The organism is Myxococcus sp. XM-1-1-1 (assembly GCF_020037095.1).
Classification (GTDB): domain Bacteria; phylum Myxococcota; class Myxococcia; order Myxococcales; family Myxococcaceae; genus Myxococcus; species Myxococcus fulvus.
On record NZ_JAIQDH010000014.1, the window covers coordinates 247,092 to 264,765 of the forward strand.

A 17,674-nucleotide genomic window follows, 5' to 3' on the forward strand; every position below is an offset into this window, starting at 1 on the left:
ACGCATGCGTCCCGGAAACTTGAGTGTTCTCTACGCCCGCACCACCCGCGCGGCTTGCTCCGCCGCGACAGATGGTTCCACGTCCGCGACATCTGCAAGGAAGGGGCCCGATGCCCCACCCGTCATGACGCGCCGTCACGTCTCGAATTGAAACGGAGCACGTCCACGAAAGGTCTGTCGCGGTGAGAGGCGAAGGCGCCGAGGCGGGAAGGACTCACGCACCTCGGGGCCAGGCGTCCAGGCATCACGCCCGCGCGTCCATGAGGCACGCGCGGACATGTCCTGACGTGTCGCGGACGACTACCAGCGCGTCTGGGGCATCGGCGCGTGGAGCGAGCCACGCTCGGGTGCGAAGACACCCATGCGCACGCCCACCTCGTGCACCACGCGCGTGGCCTCCACCAGCGGCGCCCACGGCGTCGAGAGTGACGTGGTGGCGGAGGCCTCGTCGTCGCTGTTGTCGCCCGTCTCCCCCAGCATGGAGGACAGCACCTCCGCGGGGCTCTTCTTGCGCGGGTACTCCTCGACCCGGACCTTGGCGTCCGCGGGGAGCTTCGCGGCCTCGCGCGCCAGCTCCAGCGCCTTGGGGTAGCCGCCGAGCGCGTCCACCAGGCCGTTCTCCAGCGCGTCCTCGCCCGTCCACACGCGACCCTTGGCCAGGCCCTGCAGCTTCTCCACCGGCATCTTCCGGGCGCTCGCCGCGCGCGTGGTGAAGTCCGTGTAGATGCGGTCCAGCTCCGCGTCCACGCGCGCCTGCTGCTCCGGCGTGTAGTCGGCGTCCGAGCTGGCCAGCGTGGCGTTCTTCCCGAAGGCCACCGTGTCGAAGTTGACGCCCAGCTTCTCCCAGAAGCCGTCGGTGACGAACTTGCCCGTGTACACGCCGATGCTGCCCGTGAGCGTGCCGGGCTGGGCGACAATCTTGTCCGCGTCCATGGCGAAGTAGTAGCCGCCGCTGGCCGCGTACGTGCCCATGGTGGCGATGACGGGCTTGCCCGCCTCGCGAGCGCGCTGCACCTCGCGGCGCACCGTGTCGCTGGCCACGTAGCTGCCGCCCGGGCTGTCCACGCGGAAGATGATGGCCTTCACCTGCGAGTCCTGCGCCGCCTTGCGCAGCGCCGCCGCCACGCTGTCGCCGCCGAGCGCCTGCTCCCCGAACGGGCTGGAGTCGCTCCGGCCGCGCGAGATGGTGCCCACGCCGTAGACGAGCGCGATGGTGTCGCCCGTGGTGTTCGGCCGGCCCGCGCGCTCCAGGTACTTCTTCACGTACAACAGCTCCGCGCCCTCGCCCGCGGCGGCCTTCTGCGCGGCGTAGACCTCGTCGCGGTAGAGCAGCCCGTTGAGCAGCTTGCCGTCCACCGCCTCCGGCGCGAGCAGCGGCGCCCGGTCGATGAGCGCGCGCACCTCCTCCTCCTTCAGCCCGCGCCCCTCGGCGATGCCGCGCACCATCTGCCCGTAGAGGCTGCCCGCGAAGCGCTCCGTGGCCAGCAGGTGCTCGGGCGTGTAGCCCTGCTCCGTGTAGCTGTTGACCGCGTTCTTGAACTCGTAGCGCTTGTCGAAGCGCGGCTTGACGCCCAGCTTCGCCAGCGCGTCGCGCGCGAAGGGCGTCTCGAACGCGAGGCCGATGACATTCACGCTGCCGGACGGCTGCATGTAGATTTCATCGAAGGCCGACGCGAAGTAGTACGCGCCCGTCGCGTTGCCCTCCTCGCCGAACGAGTCCGTGTAGGCGATGGCCTTCTTGCCCTTGGCGCGGAACGCCTTCACCGCGTCGCGCACCTCCTGCGTCGTCGCGGGGCTGCCGGGGCTGGTGCCCACGCGCACCACCAGCGACTTCACCCGTGAGTCCTCGCCCGCCTTCTCCAGCGCGTCCACCACGTCGCGCACGGTGAGCGGGTCCTCGCCGAAGGCCCCGGCCAGCGAGTCGGCGGAGACGTTCTCCGCGAGCGGCTGCGACAGGTCCAACTCCAACACGAGGTTGGACGGCACGCTGGGGCGGCTCGAGGACGCGAGCACCACCAGGGCCACCAGGCCCACCACGAAGAGGACGGACATCGCGCCGATGAAGGCCAGCGCGCCGATGAGAAAGCGTTTCATCCGAGGGAAGCTCCTGGTCCGCGCAAGGGACTCGAATCCTGCAGCGGTCCTTACTACTTAACGGGCCAGCGCGCCGATGCTTGCACGCCGCTTCGTGTCACCCCGCCGTCCGAGCGACATTCCAGGGGCCGGGCGACGGGGCGCTCGTCCCGGGCCCGCGCGTCCCGGGCCGCGCATCCCCATTCTTCCAGGGGCCCCGAGGTGACAGGCTGCCCGAGCCTCGGGTGCGGGCCCGTACGAGACTTGGAGGAGCGCATGCGGACGCGGAAGCTGGGGTCATCCGACCTGGACATCACCCCCCTGGGCTTCGGGGCCTGGGCCATTGGAGGGGGCGGTTGGCAGTTCGGCTGGGGCTCGCAGGACGACGCGAAGTCCATCGAGGCCATCCGGCGCGCGCTGGACTCGGGCATCAACTGGATAGACACCGCCGCGGTGTATGGACTGGGGCACTCGGAAGAGGTGGTCGCGCGCGCCCTCGAGGGCCGGGGTCAGCGGCCGTATGTCTTCACCAAGTGCGGCATGGTCTGGGACGCGCAGGGGCGCATCTCCAAGGTGCTCAAGGCGGACTCGGTGCGCCGCGAGTGCGAGGCTTCGCTGCGCCGGCTGAAGGTGGACGCCATCGACCTGTACCAGTTCCACTGGCCGGTGGAGTCGCTGGAGGAGATTGAAGAGGGCTGGAAGGCGATGGAGGCCCTGAAGCGCGAGGGGAAGATTCGCTGGGCGGGCGTGAGCAACTTCGATGCGAAGCAGCTCGAGCGCATCCGGGGCATCGCGCCGCCGACGTCGCTCCAGCCGCCCTACTCCCTCATCCACCGCGACATCGAGAAGGACACCCTGCCCTTCTGTGAGCAGCACGGCATCGGCGTCATCGCCTATTCGCCCATGGCCTCCGGCCTGCTGACGGGCGCGATGACCCGCGAGCGCGTGGCGGCCTTCCCCCAGGACGACTGGCGCCGCAAGAGCTCCGACTTCCAGGAGCCGAAGCTGACGCGCAACCTGGAGCTGGTGGAGCTGCTCCGGAAGGTGGGAGCGCGACATGAACGCTCGCCCGCGGAGGTGGCCATCGCGTGGACGCTGCGAAACCCCGTCGTCACGGGCGCCATCGTCGGCGCGCGCAGCGCCGAGCAGGTGGATGGCTTCATCCAGGCCGGGGACTTCCGCCTCACCACGGACGAGGTGCGCGAAATCGAGGACTTCTTCCGAGGACAGCGCGCGTCCTAGGACAGCGCGTCGAGTTCCACCTCGACGGGTGGACGGATGCCGAAGGGGTGCAGGTGGCAGTTGGACACGTTGAGGAAGCGAGTCGGCACGTCGGGCAGGGACTGCTCGCCTGGGGACTCGTGGATGTGTCCGTAGACGTGGAGGCGCGGACGGACCTGCTTCACGCGGGTGAGCAGGTCCTCGCAGCCCACGTGCGCGCCGAGGAACGTGCGGTCCCCCAGGCACTTGGGAGGACCGTGCGTGACGAGCACGTCGAGCCCCTCGGGGATGAGGTCCCAGTGCGTGCGGATGTCGGCGCCGCGCTCGCGGTTGAAGGCCATGCCGCCGAAGCGGGGCGTCACCGGTGAGCCCCAGACGCGCAGGCCTCGGACGAGCACCTCCTCGTCGTCGAGGTAGTGCACTCCCGCCTCGTGCGCGAGCCTCCGCGTCAGCTGCGGGTCGCGCTCGCAGATGAAGTCATGGTTGCCGGCGACGAACACCTTCTCGCGCGCCGGACAACGGGAGAACCAGCCGAGGAAGGACTCCAGCTCCTCCTGCTTGCCTCGACGGGAGAAGTCACCCGCGTGGATGAGCACGTCGCACACGGGGACCTCCAGCTCCTCGTGCCGTCGATGTGTATCGGAGATGAGCACCAGCTTCATGCATCGCCCCTTGCGGACCTGAGAGGCGACGCTACACCGACGCGAGGGAAACCGCGTGGAGTTCCCCTCACGGTGTCATCGCGGGGTCAGTTCTTGAGCAGCTTCGTCAGGATGCTCTCGTGCGCCTGGAGGCGCTTGTCGGTGGTGTCCTGCTCCACCGAGAGCCGGGACACCTTCTCGTTGACGTGGAACAACCCCCGGCGCATCTCCGAGGCGTTGATGCCCATGGTCGCGGCGAGCTTCGCGAGCGTCTCCACGGACTCCTCGAAGCCCGCGCGCACGACGCGGAGGTCCCGGGAGAAGAGGTCCATGCGCTCGTTCATCTCCTCGAAGAGGCGGTCCGAGCGCTGGAGCTTGACCTCCATGGCCTGACACCCGGTCTCCAGGATGCCGAGTCGGGAGTCGATGGCATCGAGCCTTCTGTCGATGCCCTCCAGTCGTGCATGCACGACCTCCATCTTCCGCTCGAGGGCGTGGACCTTCACCTCCAAGGCCTCCACCCTCTGCTTGAGCAGAGCCACGTCTTGTTTCAGTTCATGGACGTCGACCCGGATCTCCTTGACGTCCTGCTGCAGCCCGCCGACGTCGCCCTTCAGTCCGCTGACTTCCTGTCGCGTCTCCCCGATGACCACGTGATGCTCGTGGACCATCTCCCTCAGCTCGCCGTACTCCCGCTGCACCGCCTGGAATGACTGCCTGAAGTCCGCGTGGCTCCGGTCCAGCGCGTCCAGGTTCACCCGCGTCCTGTCCATGTGCTGCGACAGCTTCGCGATGGCCGCGAGCGACTCCTCGTGCGCCTTGCGCAGGCGCTCCCTCAACTCCTCCATCTCCCGTTGGTACATCGGCCCCAGTCCCCCACCGTCATTGCGCGCCATCTCGACGTCCTCCTTCGAGCGACCCCATGTCGCTTTCCAGGTGGAAGGCACCCTACCAAGCCAACCTGACATGGAGGAAAGGCGGTAGACAACCTCAAGGGTAGCCTCCGGAAAACGCGACGAACCCGCCGCGAACCCACGGAGCGCGCCCTGCTCGAGCCCCCTCGCCTGTCGCACCGAGGACGCCTTCCTGGAGGAAGTGCTGGCTTCCGGGATGGCGGATGGGGTGTGCCGGGTTAGAAGCGCCGTGCACTTCCTGAAGACCCGCGAGGACCGCATGAAGCGTCGTACCCCGCTTTCCCTGCTGGCGCCCCTGATGCTGCTGGCCAGCCAGCCCGTCTGGGCCCAAGCCCCTGCCCCCTCCCCTTCCGCCGCCAAGACCCCCTCCCCCGCCGCGAAGGCCGCTGCCCCCGCCCCCAAGGCCGGCTCGCTCTCCCCCGTGACGAGCGTGGAGGGCATCACCGAGTACCGCCTGCCCAACGGCCTGCGCGTGCTGCTCTTCCCCGACCCGACCAAGCCCAACGTCACCGTGAACGTGACGTACTTTGTGGGCAGCAAGCACGAGGGCTACGGCGAGACGGGCATGGCGCACCTGCTCGAGCACCTGCTGTTCAAGGGCACGCCCACCACGAAGAACGTGCCCCAGGCGCTCACCGAGCGCGGCGCCCGGCCCAACGGCACCACGTGGCTGGACCGCACCAACTACTTCGAGACCCTGCCCGCCACCGACGAGAACCTCCAGTGGGCGCTCTCGTTCGAAGCCGACCGCATGGTCAACAGCTTCATCGCGAAGAAGGACCTCGACAGCGAGATGACGGTCGTCCGCAACGAGTTCGAGTCCGGTGAGAACGACCCGGGCAGCATCCTCCAGGAGCGCGTGCTCAGCGCCGCGTACATCTGGCACAGCTACGGCAAGTCGACCATCGGCGCGCGCTCGGATTTGGAGAACGTCCCCATCGACCGGCTCCAGGCCTTCTACCGGAAGTACTACCGCCCGGATAACGCGCTGCTCGTCGTCGCCGGCCGCTTCGATGAGGCCAAGGCGCTGGGCTACATCCAGGACACCTTCGGCAAGCTGAAGAAGCCCGCCGAGCCCGTGCCCGCCACGTACACCGCCGAGCCCACCCAGGACGGCGAGCGCGAGGTGACGCTGCGCCGCGTGGGCGACAACCCCATGCTCGCCAGCGTGTACCACGTGCCCGAGGGCGCCCACCCGGACTTCGCGGCCATCGACGTGCTGACGCTCGCCATGGGGCACAACCCCTCGGGCCGGCTCTACAAGTCGCTGGTGGAGAGCAAGAAGGTCGCGAAGGTGTCCGCGTACAACCTCCAGTTCCGCGACCCGGGCGTCATCGGCTTCAGCGCGGAGCTGCGCGAAGGCCAGCCGCTGGGCCCCGCGCGCGAGGCGCTCATCAAGAACGTGGAGGAGGCCGCTCGCAAGCCCTTCACCGAGGAGGAGGTCACCCGCGCGAAGACGACGCTCCTCAAAATCATGGAGCTGACGCTCAACAACTCCGAGCGCGCCGCCATCGGCCTGTCCGAGTGGGCCGCCACCGGCGACTGGCGCCTGATGTTCCTGCACCGCGACCGCATCGAGGCGGTGAAGCCCGAGGACGTCACCCGCGTCGCCACCACGTACCTCAAGTCCTCCAACCGGACGATGGGCTCGTTCGTGCCGACGGCGAAGCCGGACCGCTCGGAGATGCCGGCGCCGGTGGACCTGGCGAAGGTGCTGGAGGGCTACAAGGGCCGCGCCGCCGTGACGCAGGGCGAGGCGTTCGACCCCTCCCCCGCCAACGTGGAGGCGCGCGTGCAGCGCGGTGAATTGCCCGGCGGCATGAAGTACGCGCTGCTCTCCAAGAAGACGCGCGGCGAGATGGTGAACGCGTCGCTGTCCTTCCACTGGGGCACCGAGGCCAGCTTGCGCGGCAAGGCGGACGCGGCGGCGTACACGGGCCGCATGCTGATGCGCGGCACCCAGAAGCGCACGCGCTCGCAGCTGCAGGACGAACTCGACAAGCTCAAGGCCCGTGTGAGCGTGGATGGTGGGCTGTCCGGAGCCTCGGCCAACATCGAGTGCCCGCGCGCCAGCCTCCCCAAGGTGCTGGAGCTGGTGGCGGAGGTGCTGCGCCAGCCCGCGTTCGACGCGAAGGAGTTCGCGCTGCTCAAGCAGGAGCGCCTGGCGGACCTGGAGGCCCAGCGCAGCGAGCCGGAGACCCAGGGCAGCATCGCCTTCTGGCGCACGCTGTCGGGCCACTACCCGAAGGGCCACCCGTACTACGTGCCCACGCTCGACGAGCGCATCGCGGGCGCGAAGAACACCACGCTCGAGCAGGCGCGCGCCTTCCACAAGCAGTTCTATGGCGGCTCCAACGCGGAGCTGGCCGTGGTGGGTGACTTCGAGCCGAAGGAGCTGACCGGCGTCGCGAGCAAGCTCTTCGGCGGCTGGAAGAGCCCCACGCAGTACCAGCGCGTGCCGGAGGTGTTCAACGACGTGGGCGCCAAGGCCCTGGTCCTGGAGACGCCGGACAAGGCGAACGCGTACTACTACGCGGGACAGACGCTCCAACTGCGTGACCAGGACGAGGACTGGCCCGCGCTCATGCTCGGCAACTTCGTGCTGGGCGGCGGCTTCCTCAACTCGCGGCTGGCCACGCGCATCCGTCAGAAGGATGGCCTGTCCTACGGCGTCGCCAGCAGCCTGAACCCCGGTGACATCGACGCGGTGGGCACGTTCATCACGTACGCCATCTACGCGCCGGAGAACGCGTCGCGGCTGGAGCTGGCCATGCGTGAAGAGGTGACCAGCGCGCTGCAGAAGGGCTACTCCGCCGAGGAGCTCGAGAAGGCCCGCGCGGGTCTGCTCGAGTACCGTCAGGCGGGACGCGCGCAGGACGGGGGCCTGGCACGCAGGCTCGCCAGCTACCTGTACCTGGGCCGCACGCTCGCGTTCGACGCGGAGCTGGAGCAGAAGCTCGCGAAGCTCAAGCCGGAGGACGTGCGCCAGGCCATGGCGCGCCACGTGGACTGGACCAAGGTCACCCAGGTGAAGTCCGGTGACTTCGTCGGCGCGGAGAAGAAGGCCAAGGTCCCGGTCGCGCAGTGATGACCTGACGACTCGCTCTCTCGCGTCACCCGCCCCGAGGTGCCAGCACGGCGCCTCGGGGTTTTTCATGTCCGCGTGGCGTGAATCAGGAGCGGCGTGGAGGCGGACCTCGACACCGTCCTATTTCGAGGCGTCTTGCTTCTCCTTCTGGATGATGTCGTTGCACAGGCCCACGCACTCGTCGCAGATCTTCACGTTGATGCCCGCGATGAGATGCCTCACCTCGCGGAAGTACTTCTCGCAGAACGAGCATTGGAGGTTGATGCCGGGACGCGGTCCCTGCATTTCGCTGGCGATGGTGCGGAGCCACGGAACACCCCAGGCCGCCAGTGACTTCTCCTCGTCATAGGGAAGGCCCGGAGCGGAGCGGTCCCATTCGTGGACCGTGTTCCTCTCCACGCGGGCCCAGCTCCCATCCGGTGCCACATCCAGGGCCCAGGTCCCGGGCTTGCGTTGCCCGTCCTCGTAGATTCCCAGATGCACCACCCGGTCCTCCGGACCGAGCACCGCATAGAGCCCCTCCTTGCGGTCGAATGAGACGCCCTCCGGCAGACACGAGCGGTCGAGCCTGTCCTTCTTGTCCATGAACTGGCACCTCTTCCCGCGAGGCGGATGGAGGAGCGGACCCACGTCGGTGCGGGAACCCGGCGGTCCACACGCGACGTTAGCCTTTTCAGGTGAGGCTTTCTCTCGGGCGGCCCGTGTCCCGTGCGGGCTACGGGCTCACGCCGCCACGGTGGGCTCGGGCTTCGCCGCGCCCGAGCGGTGCCGCAGGAACGCGCACAGCCACGCGAGCGTCGCCGCCGCCGCCAGCACCCCGCCCATGGGACGCGCGGTGCCGTCATCGAGCGCGCTCACCGCCCACGACGCCGTGGCCGCCGCGGCGAACTGGAGCGCGCCCAGGAGCGCGGACGCGAGCCCCGCGTGCGCGGCATGCCGCTCCAGCGCGATGGCCACCGAGTTGGGTCCCACCAGGCCAATCGTCGGGACGAACAGGAACAGCGCGGCCGCCAGTCCCCACAGGCCCCCTGCCCCGCTCCACGTCACGGCGAAGACGCCCAGTGCCGTGAGCCAGCACCACGTCAATGCCAGACGCAACATCCGGTGCAACGGGATGACGCCGAGCAGCTTGCGATTGAGCTGCGCCATGGCCACCAGCCCCACCGCGTTGGCGCCGAAGAACCAACCAAAGTCCTGCTCCGGAACACCATGCAGCGTGATGAACACGAAGGGCGACCCGGCGATGTACGCGAACATCCCCGCGTACGCGAAGCCGCCCGCGAGCGCCGGGCCGACGAAGTCCGCGTCCTTCAAGAGCGCCCCCAACTGCGAGCGCACGCTGCGCGGCCCCGAGTGCGCGGGCGCCGTCTCAGGCAACACGCGTACCGTGGCCACCAGCGCCACCACGCCGATGCCCGCCAGCAACACGAAGATGGCGCGCCAGCTCGTGTACTGGAGCACCAGCCCTCCCAACAGCGGCGCGAGCACCGGCGCCACGCCCACCACCAACATCAACCGCGACATCGTCCGCGCCGCGTCCGCGCCGGACCACAGGTCGCGCACCACCGCGCGCGGCGCCACCAGCGCCACCGCCCCACCCAACGCCTGGAAGAAGCGCATCGCCACCAACGCCGTCGCCGAGGGTGCGAGCGCGCAGCCCAGCGAGCCCAGCACGTACACCGCCAGCCCCACGTACAAGGGCCGCGTGCGTCCGAAGCGGTCGATGAGCGGCCCCGTGAAGAGCTGCCCCAGCGCCAGCCCCGCGAAGCACGAGGCGAGCGTGAGCTGGATGACCGAGGCCGACGAGTGCAGGTCCTCCGCGATGCGCGGCAGCGCCGGCAGGTACATGTCGATGGACAGCGGCGCGAACGCGGTGAGCGTCCCCAGCAGCAGCTCCATCGACAGCGTGCCCGAAGGGGGCGACTTCTTCGTGAGCGGGTTCATGCCAACTCGAGCGTGAGGCGCGCCCTCGTGGGGCGTGCGCGTCCATCGGGGCTCCGGGCCTCGCACGGTCGCTCGCGCGCGGCGCGGGGGACGACGTGTCGGGGAGGACTTCGGAGCGGCTTCATCGTGAGCGGTGTGGATAGCGGCGTGGACGTCGGCTGACCAGCACTCCCCACCGTCAACGGTGTGTTCCCCGCCGCGAACAATCCCAGCCTCCCAAGGGCCGGCTTCCGGGGAAGCGCCCGCCTCCCACCTCCACCCCCAGGAGCCCCGCCCGGCGGAAGCCGGCATGTCAGACCCTCCGGTTATTCATATCCCCGTCGCGCACACGGGGGAGCAGGGCCTCCCAAGAGACTCGAGCTCTCCGTAGCGCCCTCACCGCACGGCCAAGGCCCGCCCTCCGTGTGTGCGACGCCAGTAGGGGCGACGAACCACCGAGGGGGCATGGGCCCTCCTCGTGAAGAGGGGGACTTGGAGCGACCGCGCGGGGACGCGAGGCGCTTTGGCAGCAGGACCGGCGAGCCCGAGGAGGCCCGCCCGACATTCTTGGATTCGCCATCCAGGCCGAGGGGGGAAGCCCGTCGTACGGGACTGAACCTCACGGAGGATGGCCGGTGCGCGCGAGGCAGGCAGCTCCTCAACCCCTCCCACTGCCCGCCTCGCGCGCTCCCGTAAACCTTCCCTTTGCTTGCCAAGGGCGTCCGCCGGAGACATACGGACACGCACGGTCGCGGCGCGCCCGGAGCCAGGGTGCTCGGGGCGCCATGACGGAATGCTCGGGCCCGGTCAGGCCCGGTGGCCCTCCGGCGACCCTCGTGAGCGATGGGACTCCGGTACGACGTCATCGTGGTGGGCCTGGGCCATGCCGGCAGCGAGGCGGCGCTCGCGTGCGCGCGGCTGGGCCTCTCGACGCTGGCAGTCACCCTGAAGCGCGAGCGCTCCGCGGTGATGAGCTGCAACCCCGCCGTGGGCGGCACCGCCAAGGGCCACCTGGTGCGCGAGCTGGACGCGCTCGGCGGACAGATGGGCCGCGTGGCGGACCTGGCCGGCACGCACTTCAAGATACTCAACGCCTCCAAGGGCCCCGCGGTCCAGGCCACGCGCATCCTCTGCGACCGCGAGCAGTACGCCGCGCTGATGCAGGACGTCCTCTTCCACACCCCGAACCTGACCGTGCGCGAGGGCGAAGTCTCCGCGCTGGTGACGGAGGGTGGCCGGGTGACGGGCGTGCGGATGGGCGACGGCACCGACGTGGCCGCGTCCGCGGTGGTGCTCACCACGGGCACGTTCCTCCAGGCGCTGATGCACGTGGGCGAGAAGAAGGAGGTCGGCGGACGGCTCGGGGATGACGCGGCCAAGGGCCTGTCGGATTCGCTGCGCGGCCTGGGCTTCACGCTGGGCCGCTTCAAGACGGGGACGCCGGCCAGGCTCGCTCGCGCGAGCATCGACTGGGACCGCGTGGAGCCGCAGCCCGGTGACTTCCCGCCGCGCCCGTTCTCCTGGCGCACGCGCGTGGAGCAGGCCTCCGGAGTGCCGTTCCCACGTCAGCGCGAGGTGACGTGCGGCATGACGCAGACGACGCTCGAGACGCATCGGGTGCTGCGCGACAACCTGCACCGCTCGCCGCTGTACCAGGGGGAGATTGTCGGCCGGGGCCCGCGCTACTGCCCGTCGCTGGAGGACAAGGTGGTGCGCTTCGCGGACCGCCAGCGGCACCAGGTGTTCCTCGAGCCCGAGGGGCCAGACTCCCCGCTCGTGTACCCGGCGGGGCTGTCCACCAGCCTGCCCGCGGACGTGCAGCTCGACTTCCTGCGCACCATCCCCGGGCTGGAGAAGGTGGAGGTCGTGCGCTTCGGCTACGCGGTGGAGTACGACTACTCGCCGCCCACGCAGCTGCACCCCACGCTGGAGACCAAGTCCGTCGCGGGCCTGTACTTCGCGGGGCAGCTCAACGGCACCTCCGGCTACGAGGAGGCCGCCTTCCAGGGCCTGTGGGCGGGGCTCAACGCGGCGCTGCGGGTGAAGGGCGAGCCGGCGCTCGTGCTCGGCCGCGACGAGGCGCACGGCGCGGTGCTGGTGGATGACCTGGTGACCAAGGGCGTGGACGAGCCGTTCCGCATGTTCACCAGCCGCTCCGAGCACCGGCTCAAGCTGCGCGAGGGCAACGCGGACCTGCGGCTGGCGCGTCACGGGCACCGCGTGGGGTTGTTGCCGCGCGAGGCGCTGGAGCGGGCCGAGGCGCGGCGGCGCGCGGTGACGGAGGAGGTCACCCGGCTCAAGCGCACGGGCCTGGCGGCGAGGCTGAAGCGGCCCGAGGTGACGTACCTGGCGCTGGGGGAGGGGAGGGCGGACTGGCCCTCGGTGGGGGAGGACGTGGCCGAGGAGGTGGAGGTGGAGGTGAAGTACGAGGGCTACATCGCCCAGGCCGCGCGGGCGGCGGCGCGCGAGTCGGAGGCCACGGACCGGTGGCGGATTCCGGAGGGCTTCCGCTTCGGCGAGGTGCGGGGGCTGAGCAAGGAGGCGGCGGAGAAGCTGGCCTCGCACCGGCCCTCGACGGTAGGGCAGGCCCGGAGGATTCCAGGGCTGACACCCACCGCGGTGTCCCTGCTGCTGGTGGCGCTCAAGCGCGTCTCGGGGCCCTCGGGCGGCGGGGACGGACACCCCCTGGAGTGATCAGGACTGGGGGTGTGGATAACGTGTGGGAAACTTTGGGGATGAAAATCCCCTGAATGATTCCGGGGGGTTGAGACTCCGCCGGCTGTGGAGGGGCTGTGGATAACACGCGGTTCGACGATCTGCTGGCATCCGGTTGCCAGGCGCTGGGCGTGTCGGTGGGGCAGGACGTGGGGCCCCGGTTGCAGCAGCTGATGGCGGAGCTGCTCAAGTGGAACGCCAAGGTGAACCTGACGGCGATTACCGCGCCGGAGGAGGTGCTGGAGAAGCACTTCCTGGACTCGCTGGCGGTGCTGCCGGAGGTGACGGGCGCGGCGTCGCTGTTGGATTTGGGCGCGGGTGCGGGCTTCCCGGGACTGCCGTTGAAGATTGCGCTGCCGTCGCTCGGCGTGACGCTGGTGGACACGGTGGGCAAGAAGGTCGCGTTCATCAAGGCGGCGGCGGCGAGCCTGCGGTTGCAGGGCGTGCGCGGGCTGCATGCGCGCGCGGAGGGACAGCCGGAGACGGAGGGCATCCCCCGCGCGGAGCTGTTGATTGCCCGCGCGTTCATGGACCTGCCGGATTGGTTGGGATTGGCGCCCGCGTATGTGGCGGAGGGCGGGCGCGTGGTGGCGATGCTCGGCAAGGCGCAGACGGACGCGGAGCTGGCGGCGCGCGCCGAGGAGCGCGAGCTGCGCGTGGTGTCCGCCCGTGCGTACCGGCTGCCGTTCTCCGGCGCCGAGCGTCAGGTCGCGGTGTTCGCGCGGCGGTAGGGCAGGGGGGGAGAAGGCTCCCTCTTGAGTGAGCCGCTTCCCGCTCGTCCTCGACACGGTAGGGGGGCTCACGACGAACGTCACGTTGGCCGGTTACATCGCGTGCCACGGAGATGTCGTCGACTCCGTCTTAGCGACGGTACTGATGGTTTTCCCATCCACCCGCGGAGCTGGGAATCGTTTCGGTGACGCAGGGTTGTCACCATGCGTCCCGGAAGATGCGGGCCGCGCTCCTCGACCCGCGACGTCCTGGAAGATGGATATCTCCCGGCGGATGAAGGTCTTCGAGCGCGCCATCCAACGGGCGCTCGAGGGCCCCGCGCTCGACACCGAGTCCGGGCCTCGTTGCTCGTGGAACCCACCAGGAAGTGGAAGGCGCTGAACCCCTGAGCACGGTGGGGGAGGGGAGGGGTTGTGAGGCCCTTCTCCTGAGTCGTGTGCGTGAGTGGGCGCCTCGGACAACGGTCATCGGGTTGCGATGGATTGGGGTGGACCGAGCGCTCATTCGAGCAACTGTTGTGAGGTTTCAGCGGTCGTCGCCGGAGTGAGGAGCCCCTACTGAAGACCGTGGATGTCGACGTTAGGTTCGAGGTGGAGGTGTCCTGGATGAAGCCGCTTCCGACGGACCGCCCCGTGGTGTGGGGCGATGACGAGCCCTCGAATCGTTTCATTGTCGCCGCCGCGGAAGTCCCGCTCGCGGACTTCGAGCGACGCTGGGGGCCCGCGCATCAGCGGGATGCGGATGGCGACGGATGGGGACCCACTCGTTATTGGGGTTGGCGCGCGGACTGTGGCTTCAAGTTCGTCGTCGCATACCTGGAAGTGAAGAACTTCTTCCAAGTCATCGCGCGAGAGGACGAACTGGACCATGCGCTCGCGCACCTCGACTGGTGGCGGGGTGAGGTGGTGTGGCGATTGGATGCCGACGCGCCTCGCGCGAAGGACGGCTGGGCGGTGTACCGGCAGGACGACACGGGCAATCGCCATGATGTCTGTGTGATGGGCCAGCGAAGTCATGCCGAGTGCCTGGCGCGCAGGTTGGAAGCGCGGGCGCACAAGCAGTGGTACGCGGTGGAGGCGCGTGGAACACCGCCGGTTCCTCCGCCGCGTCCGCGTGAGGGTTGGGCCGTGGTCCGACAGGATGAGCACGGCAATCGCGCGGAGGTGGCCGTGTTCTCGAGTGAGACGCGCGCCCGGGAGCTCGCCACCGCGTACGACGCGGAGCCTCGACACAAGCAGGCCTACTTCGTGGAGCACGTGCCTCCGAAGTTCTGAGTCGTGGGTAGGACCTTCAGGGTCGAGTGCACGGCGAGCGTCTGGCGTCAGGCTCGCTCGCCGTTCTTCCGAGTGATGCGCTGACGATGGGGTGGATTCCTGCCATCGCATTGCCGTTCGGGAACCTGGAGATGCCGGACAGCGCCATGCTGACCGCACCTCGTCGAGCGCGTGGTGCGCGCATCACCGCTGTCACTCGGGTGGATGCCGTCCTCGACGAGAGGATGGAGCTGGCATGGACATGGGCAAGATGAGGGTGGCGCGCCCGACGCGGAGTCTCGCGCCCGTGGTGAGGTTCTATCGGGAGGGACTCGGCTTCGAGCTGCGAGGAGGCTTCGAGGACCACGCGGGCTTCGACGGCGTGATGCTCGGTTGTCCCGGCCTGCCCTACCATCTGGAGTTCACGGTGGAGCGAGGCCACGAGGCTCCGCGTGCGCCGTCGAAGGAACACCTGTTGGTCTTCTACGTGCCGCAGCGGGACGAGTGGAAGGCGAGGGTGAAGCGCATGGTGCAAGCGGGCTTCGAACCGGTGCGCTCACACAATCCCTATTGGGACGTGAATGGGATGACCTTCGAGGACCCGGATGGGTACCGCGTGGTGCTCTATCAAGGTGAGTGGACGCGGTAGTGCGGTGCATGCGTCGGCTCGGTGATGCGTCACTGCTCGCGTGGATGCGGCTCCAGCGCAGGTGTTCGCGAGCGTGCGTGAGTCGATGCCGCGTGAGGTGTTCGTGCGCTCCACGCACCCGGGTGAGCGCGGCTTGGACGCGCATCGTCTCCGTGAGGATGAGAACGCGTGTTGAAGCCGGGCAGCCGAGGTGACGAGCGCTCTCCGAAGTGAATCGGTGCACATGCGAGGAGCCCACGGTTCGCTGCATCGACGCACACGCCAGCCTGTGCTCCGAAGCGCCGGGCAGTGCCTTGCTCGGAGTCCAACACGGGATGCGTGCGTGCATCCGCTCTGTTGGATTCGGTGGGGTGCGGTGCGCCGGGTGCGACGTCGAACGGCACGCGTCGAGAGCATGCGAGCGTTGCCTGACTTCGCGTTGCCGAGAGGTCGACAGGGCCGCAAGAGCCTTATCGATGAGGTGGTCTGGGATGAAGCCTCGAAGATGGCGGTGAAGACTTCGTCAGCCAGTGCTTGCTGTGCAGCCGCGGTGAGGTCCCGCCAATCCGCGCCCTTCGAGACAGTGGCTGGAACACCGCCGCGCGAGGTACTCGATGAGGTCCCCCAGAGGTGAGCGCGCTGGCCACTGACTCATGCATGAGTCGATGCTCCCCGGCGGGGTGGAGCAGTCAGCAGCGGAGGGATGGAGGAACTGCGCGCAGCGAGCACGACGACTCGGTGGAGACGGCCCAGGGCTCGATTGCACCACTGCATCCGGAGCAGGGTTGAAGCCGACGGGTTGTGTGGCCAGGTGCAACGCGTGTGAGCGAGCTTCGGCTGCGCGGGATGCCTCAACCCTTCGAGCTGATGCGGCCGTGCCTTCAGCCAACCGATGAGGGTTTCGGTCTGTCTCATGGGGGCCATGTCGCAGCGGAGAGTCGACGAGCAGCCGTGCGAGCCGGGCCCTGCTCCAACTTGCAGTACTGCGGGCCCGAACGACGGCACCCTTGCTTGCTCGCAGCGGTTCGAAGCGCCGTCTGATGACGGGTCGCCGAACATGAGGACCGAGTCGCTTCCGGACAGTGCCACCCACGCTTTCGTGCAGCGATTCGAAGAGCGGGTTGCCACGTGTGAGGAACGCGGATGCGGACCGAGTCGCTGACCTGGTGTGGAGGCCGCCGGGTCCCATGCGTCGGGTCCGGGACTTCGGTCGGTGGATGCGAGGCCTCTCTGCACGTGGAGCGGGACCACGGTCCATGAAGCGGAGGCGCGCCGTCAGTGCCTTCGGTGACGATTCGAGAAGTGGGCCGATGCCAGTTCGCGTTCGACTCGGTCCGCGACTGCGGAACGGGCAGCAGCGGCCTGTGGCCGGTGGTTGTCCCCACCATCACGATGCGCTCAACCGGAAGAGGGTGCGGCGAGTCGATGGCCGTCTTCGCGGGAGGCGTAGACACCGCAACGAAGACTCAGGCCACCACCGGATGGATACGAAGCAGGTCGAGCAGTCCGCCGATGACCACGAGGCGTTCCACGTGGAACGCGATGCGGCCATGCAGGTGGGCCTCGGTTGAGGGAGGTCGACACCTTCGCGATGCCCATCGATTCGATGGGCGACAAGGTCGACGAACTTCCTCGTGAAAGGGGCCGGGCAGCAGAAGTCAGTCCTCGTGCCTTCACCACGCTGGAAGTGACGCAGGCCGATGGGCATCCGGGGACCGCGTGGCGTTCCACATGGAACGCGCATCCGCATGCGGCGTGTGCCGGCGCTTCCCTGACCCCGAAGCCGCGAAGGTGAAGAGGTCCGCGCCGAGGCCGTGGTCCATGCGGAACGGCGCATCGCCTGTGGCGTGTGCCAGCGACCTCACCGCCACGAAGGTGGAGACGCCCGCACCGAGCCCATGTCCTGTTCCACGTGGAACCGTGCATCCACATGTGGCGTGTGCCGGTGCCTCGCGGGTCTCACCGCCACGAAGTTGAGGAACTCCGCCCCGGGGCTACGTCCTGTTCCACGTGGAACCGTGCATCCACATGTGGCGTGTGCCAGCGGCGTCACCGCCACGAAGGTGAAAAGCTCAGCCCCGAGGCCACGTCCTGTTCCACGTGGAATCGTGCATCCGCATGTGGCGTGTGACGGCGCCTCGTGGGCCTCACTGTCACGGAGGTGAAGAGTTCCGCCCAGGGCCATGGCCTGCTCCACGTGGAACCGTGCAGTTGCATGCGGCGTGTGCCGGCGCTTCGCGGGTCTCACCGCCACGAAGGTGGAGACGTCCGCATCGAGGCCACGCCGTGTTCCAGTTCGAACCGCACATCCACATGCGGCGCGTGCCGTCGTCGCGCTGGTCGCGCAGCCATGAAACGGAAGCGGTCCACACCAAGGCCATGCCGTGTTCCACGTGGAACGCGCACCCGCATGCGGCGCGTGCCGTCGTCGCGCTGGTCGCGCAGCCATGAAACGGAAGCGGTCCACACCAAGGCCATGCCGTGTT

At 68.9% G+C, this 17,674-nt stretch carries 12 protein-coding genes; 7 read left to right on the forward strand and 5 right to left on the reverse strand.

The features are described from left to right. Window positions 1-300 precede the first annotated feature (300 nt). A complete protein-coding gene (gene sppA / locus K8640_RS25915) occupies window positions 301-2,094 on the reverse strand; it encodes a signal peptide peptidase SppA (RefSeq protein ID WP_223749511.1) in 1,794 nt (597 codons plus the stop codon). A gap of 255 nt (window positions 2,095-2,349) precedes the next feature. Here sppA and K8640_RS25920 point away from each other — a divergent pair, with 255 nt between their 5' ends. Continuing rightward, a complete protein-coding gene (locus K8640_RS25920) occupies window positions 2,350-3,315 on the forward strand; it encodes an aldo/keto reductase (protein ID WP_223749512.1) in 966 nt (321 codons plus the stop codon). On the opposite strand, the gene K8640_RS25925 is transcribed toward K8640_RS25920, so the two are convergent. Further along, window positions 3,312-3,956: a metallophosphoesterase gene (locus K8640_RS25925; protein ID WP_223749513.1), complete on the reverse strand. Its 645-nt coding sequence runs from the start codon at window positions 3,954-3,956 to the stop codon at window positions 3,312-3,314. The two genes, K8640_RS25920 and K8640_RS25925, sit on opposite strands and share 4 nt — an antisense overlap. Window positions 3,957-4,042: 86 nt before the next feature. After that, complete coding sequence (locus K8640_RS25930) at window positions 4,043-4,831, reverse strand: hypothetical protein (protein ID WP_223749514.1); 789 nt, start codon at window positions 4,829-4,831, stop codon at window positions 4,043-4,045. Between the two features lie 277 nt (window positions 4,832-5,108). Between K8640_RS25930 and K8640_RS25935 the strand changes: the two genes are divergently transcribed. Beyond that, a complete protein-coding gene (locus K8640_RS25935; RefSeq protein ID WP_223749515.1) occupies window positions 5,109-7,937 on the forward strand; it encodes a pitrilysin family protein in 2,829 nt (942 codons plus the stop codon). A gap of 120 nt (window positions 7,938-8,057) precedes the next feature. Here the strand turns inward: K8640_RS25935 and K8640_RS43245 are convergent, their stop codons facing one another. Together K8640_RS43245 and K8640_RS25945 are read right to left on the reverse strand one after the other, a co-directional pair. Beyond that, entirely contained in the window at window positions 8,058-8,522 is a 465-nt protein-coding gene (locus tag K8640_RS43245) for a ClpX C4-type zinc finger protein (RefSeq protein ID WP_370640391.1), read from the reverse strand. A gap of 138 nt (window positions 8,523-8,660) precedes the next feature. Next, entirely contained in the window at window positions 8,661-9,881 is a 1,221-nt protein-coding gene (locus tag K8640_RS25945) for a multidrug effflux MFS transporter (RefSeq protein ID WP_223749516.1), read from the reverse strand. A gap of 822 nt (window positions 9,882-10,703) precedes the next feature. Between K8640_RS25945 and mnmG the strand changes: the two genes are divergently transcribed. The 5 genes from mnmG (at window position 10,704) to K8640_RS25970 (ending at window position 17,639) form a co-directional block, all read left to right on the forward strand. Beyond that, entirely contained in the window at window positions 10,704-12,554 is a 1,851-nt protein-coding gene (gene mnmG / locus K8640_RS25950; RefSeq protein WP_223749517.1) for a tRNA uridine-5-carboxymethylaminomethyl(34) synthesis enzyme MnmG, read from the forward strand. Window positions 12,555-12,652: 98 nt separating this feature from the next. Then, on the forward strand, window positions 12,653-13,306 hold the full coding sequence (gene rsmG / locus K8640_RS25955) for a 16S rRNA (guanine(527)-N(7))-methyltransferase RsmG (protein WP_223749518.1): 654 nt from the start codon (window positions 12,653-12,655) through the stop codon (window positions 13,304-13,306). Window positions 13,307-13,912: 606 nt separating this feature from the next. Further along, the gene (locus K8640_RS25960; RefSeq protein ID WP_223749519.1) at window positions 13,913-14,581 is read left to right on the forward strand and encodes a hypothetical protein; all 669 of its coding nucleotides are present in this window, start codon (window positions 13,913-13,915) and stop codon (window positions 14,579-14,581) included. Window positions 14,582-14,822: 241 nt separating this feature from the next. After that, window positions 14,823-15,209 carry a VOC family protein gene (locus K8640_RS25965; RefSeq protein ID WP_046718731.1) on the forward strand — a complete coding sequence of 129 codons (387 nt, stop codon included), beginning with the start codon at window positions 14,823-14,825 and terminating at the stop codon, window positions 15,207-15,209. Window positions 15,210-17,474: 2,265 nt separating this feature from the next. After that, window positions 17,475-17,639 (forward strand): hypothetical protein, encoded by a 165-nt coding sequence (locus K8640_RS25970; RefSeq protein ID WP_223749520.1) that lies wholly within the window; start codon window positions 17,475-17,477, stop codon window positions 17,637-17,639. Window positions 17,640-17,674: the final 35 nt, after the last annotated feature.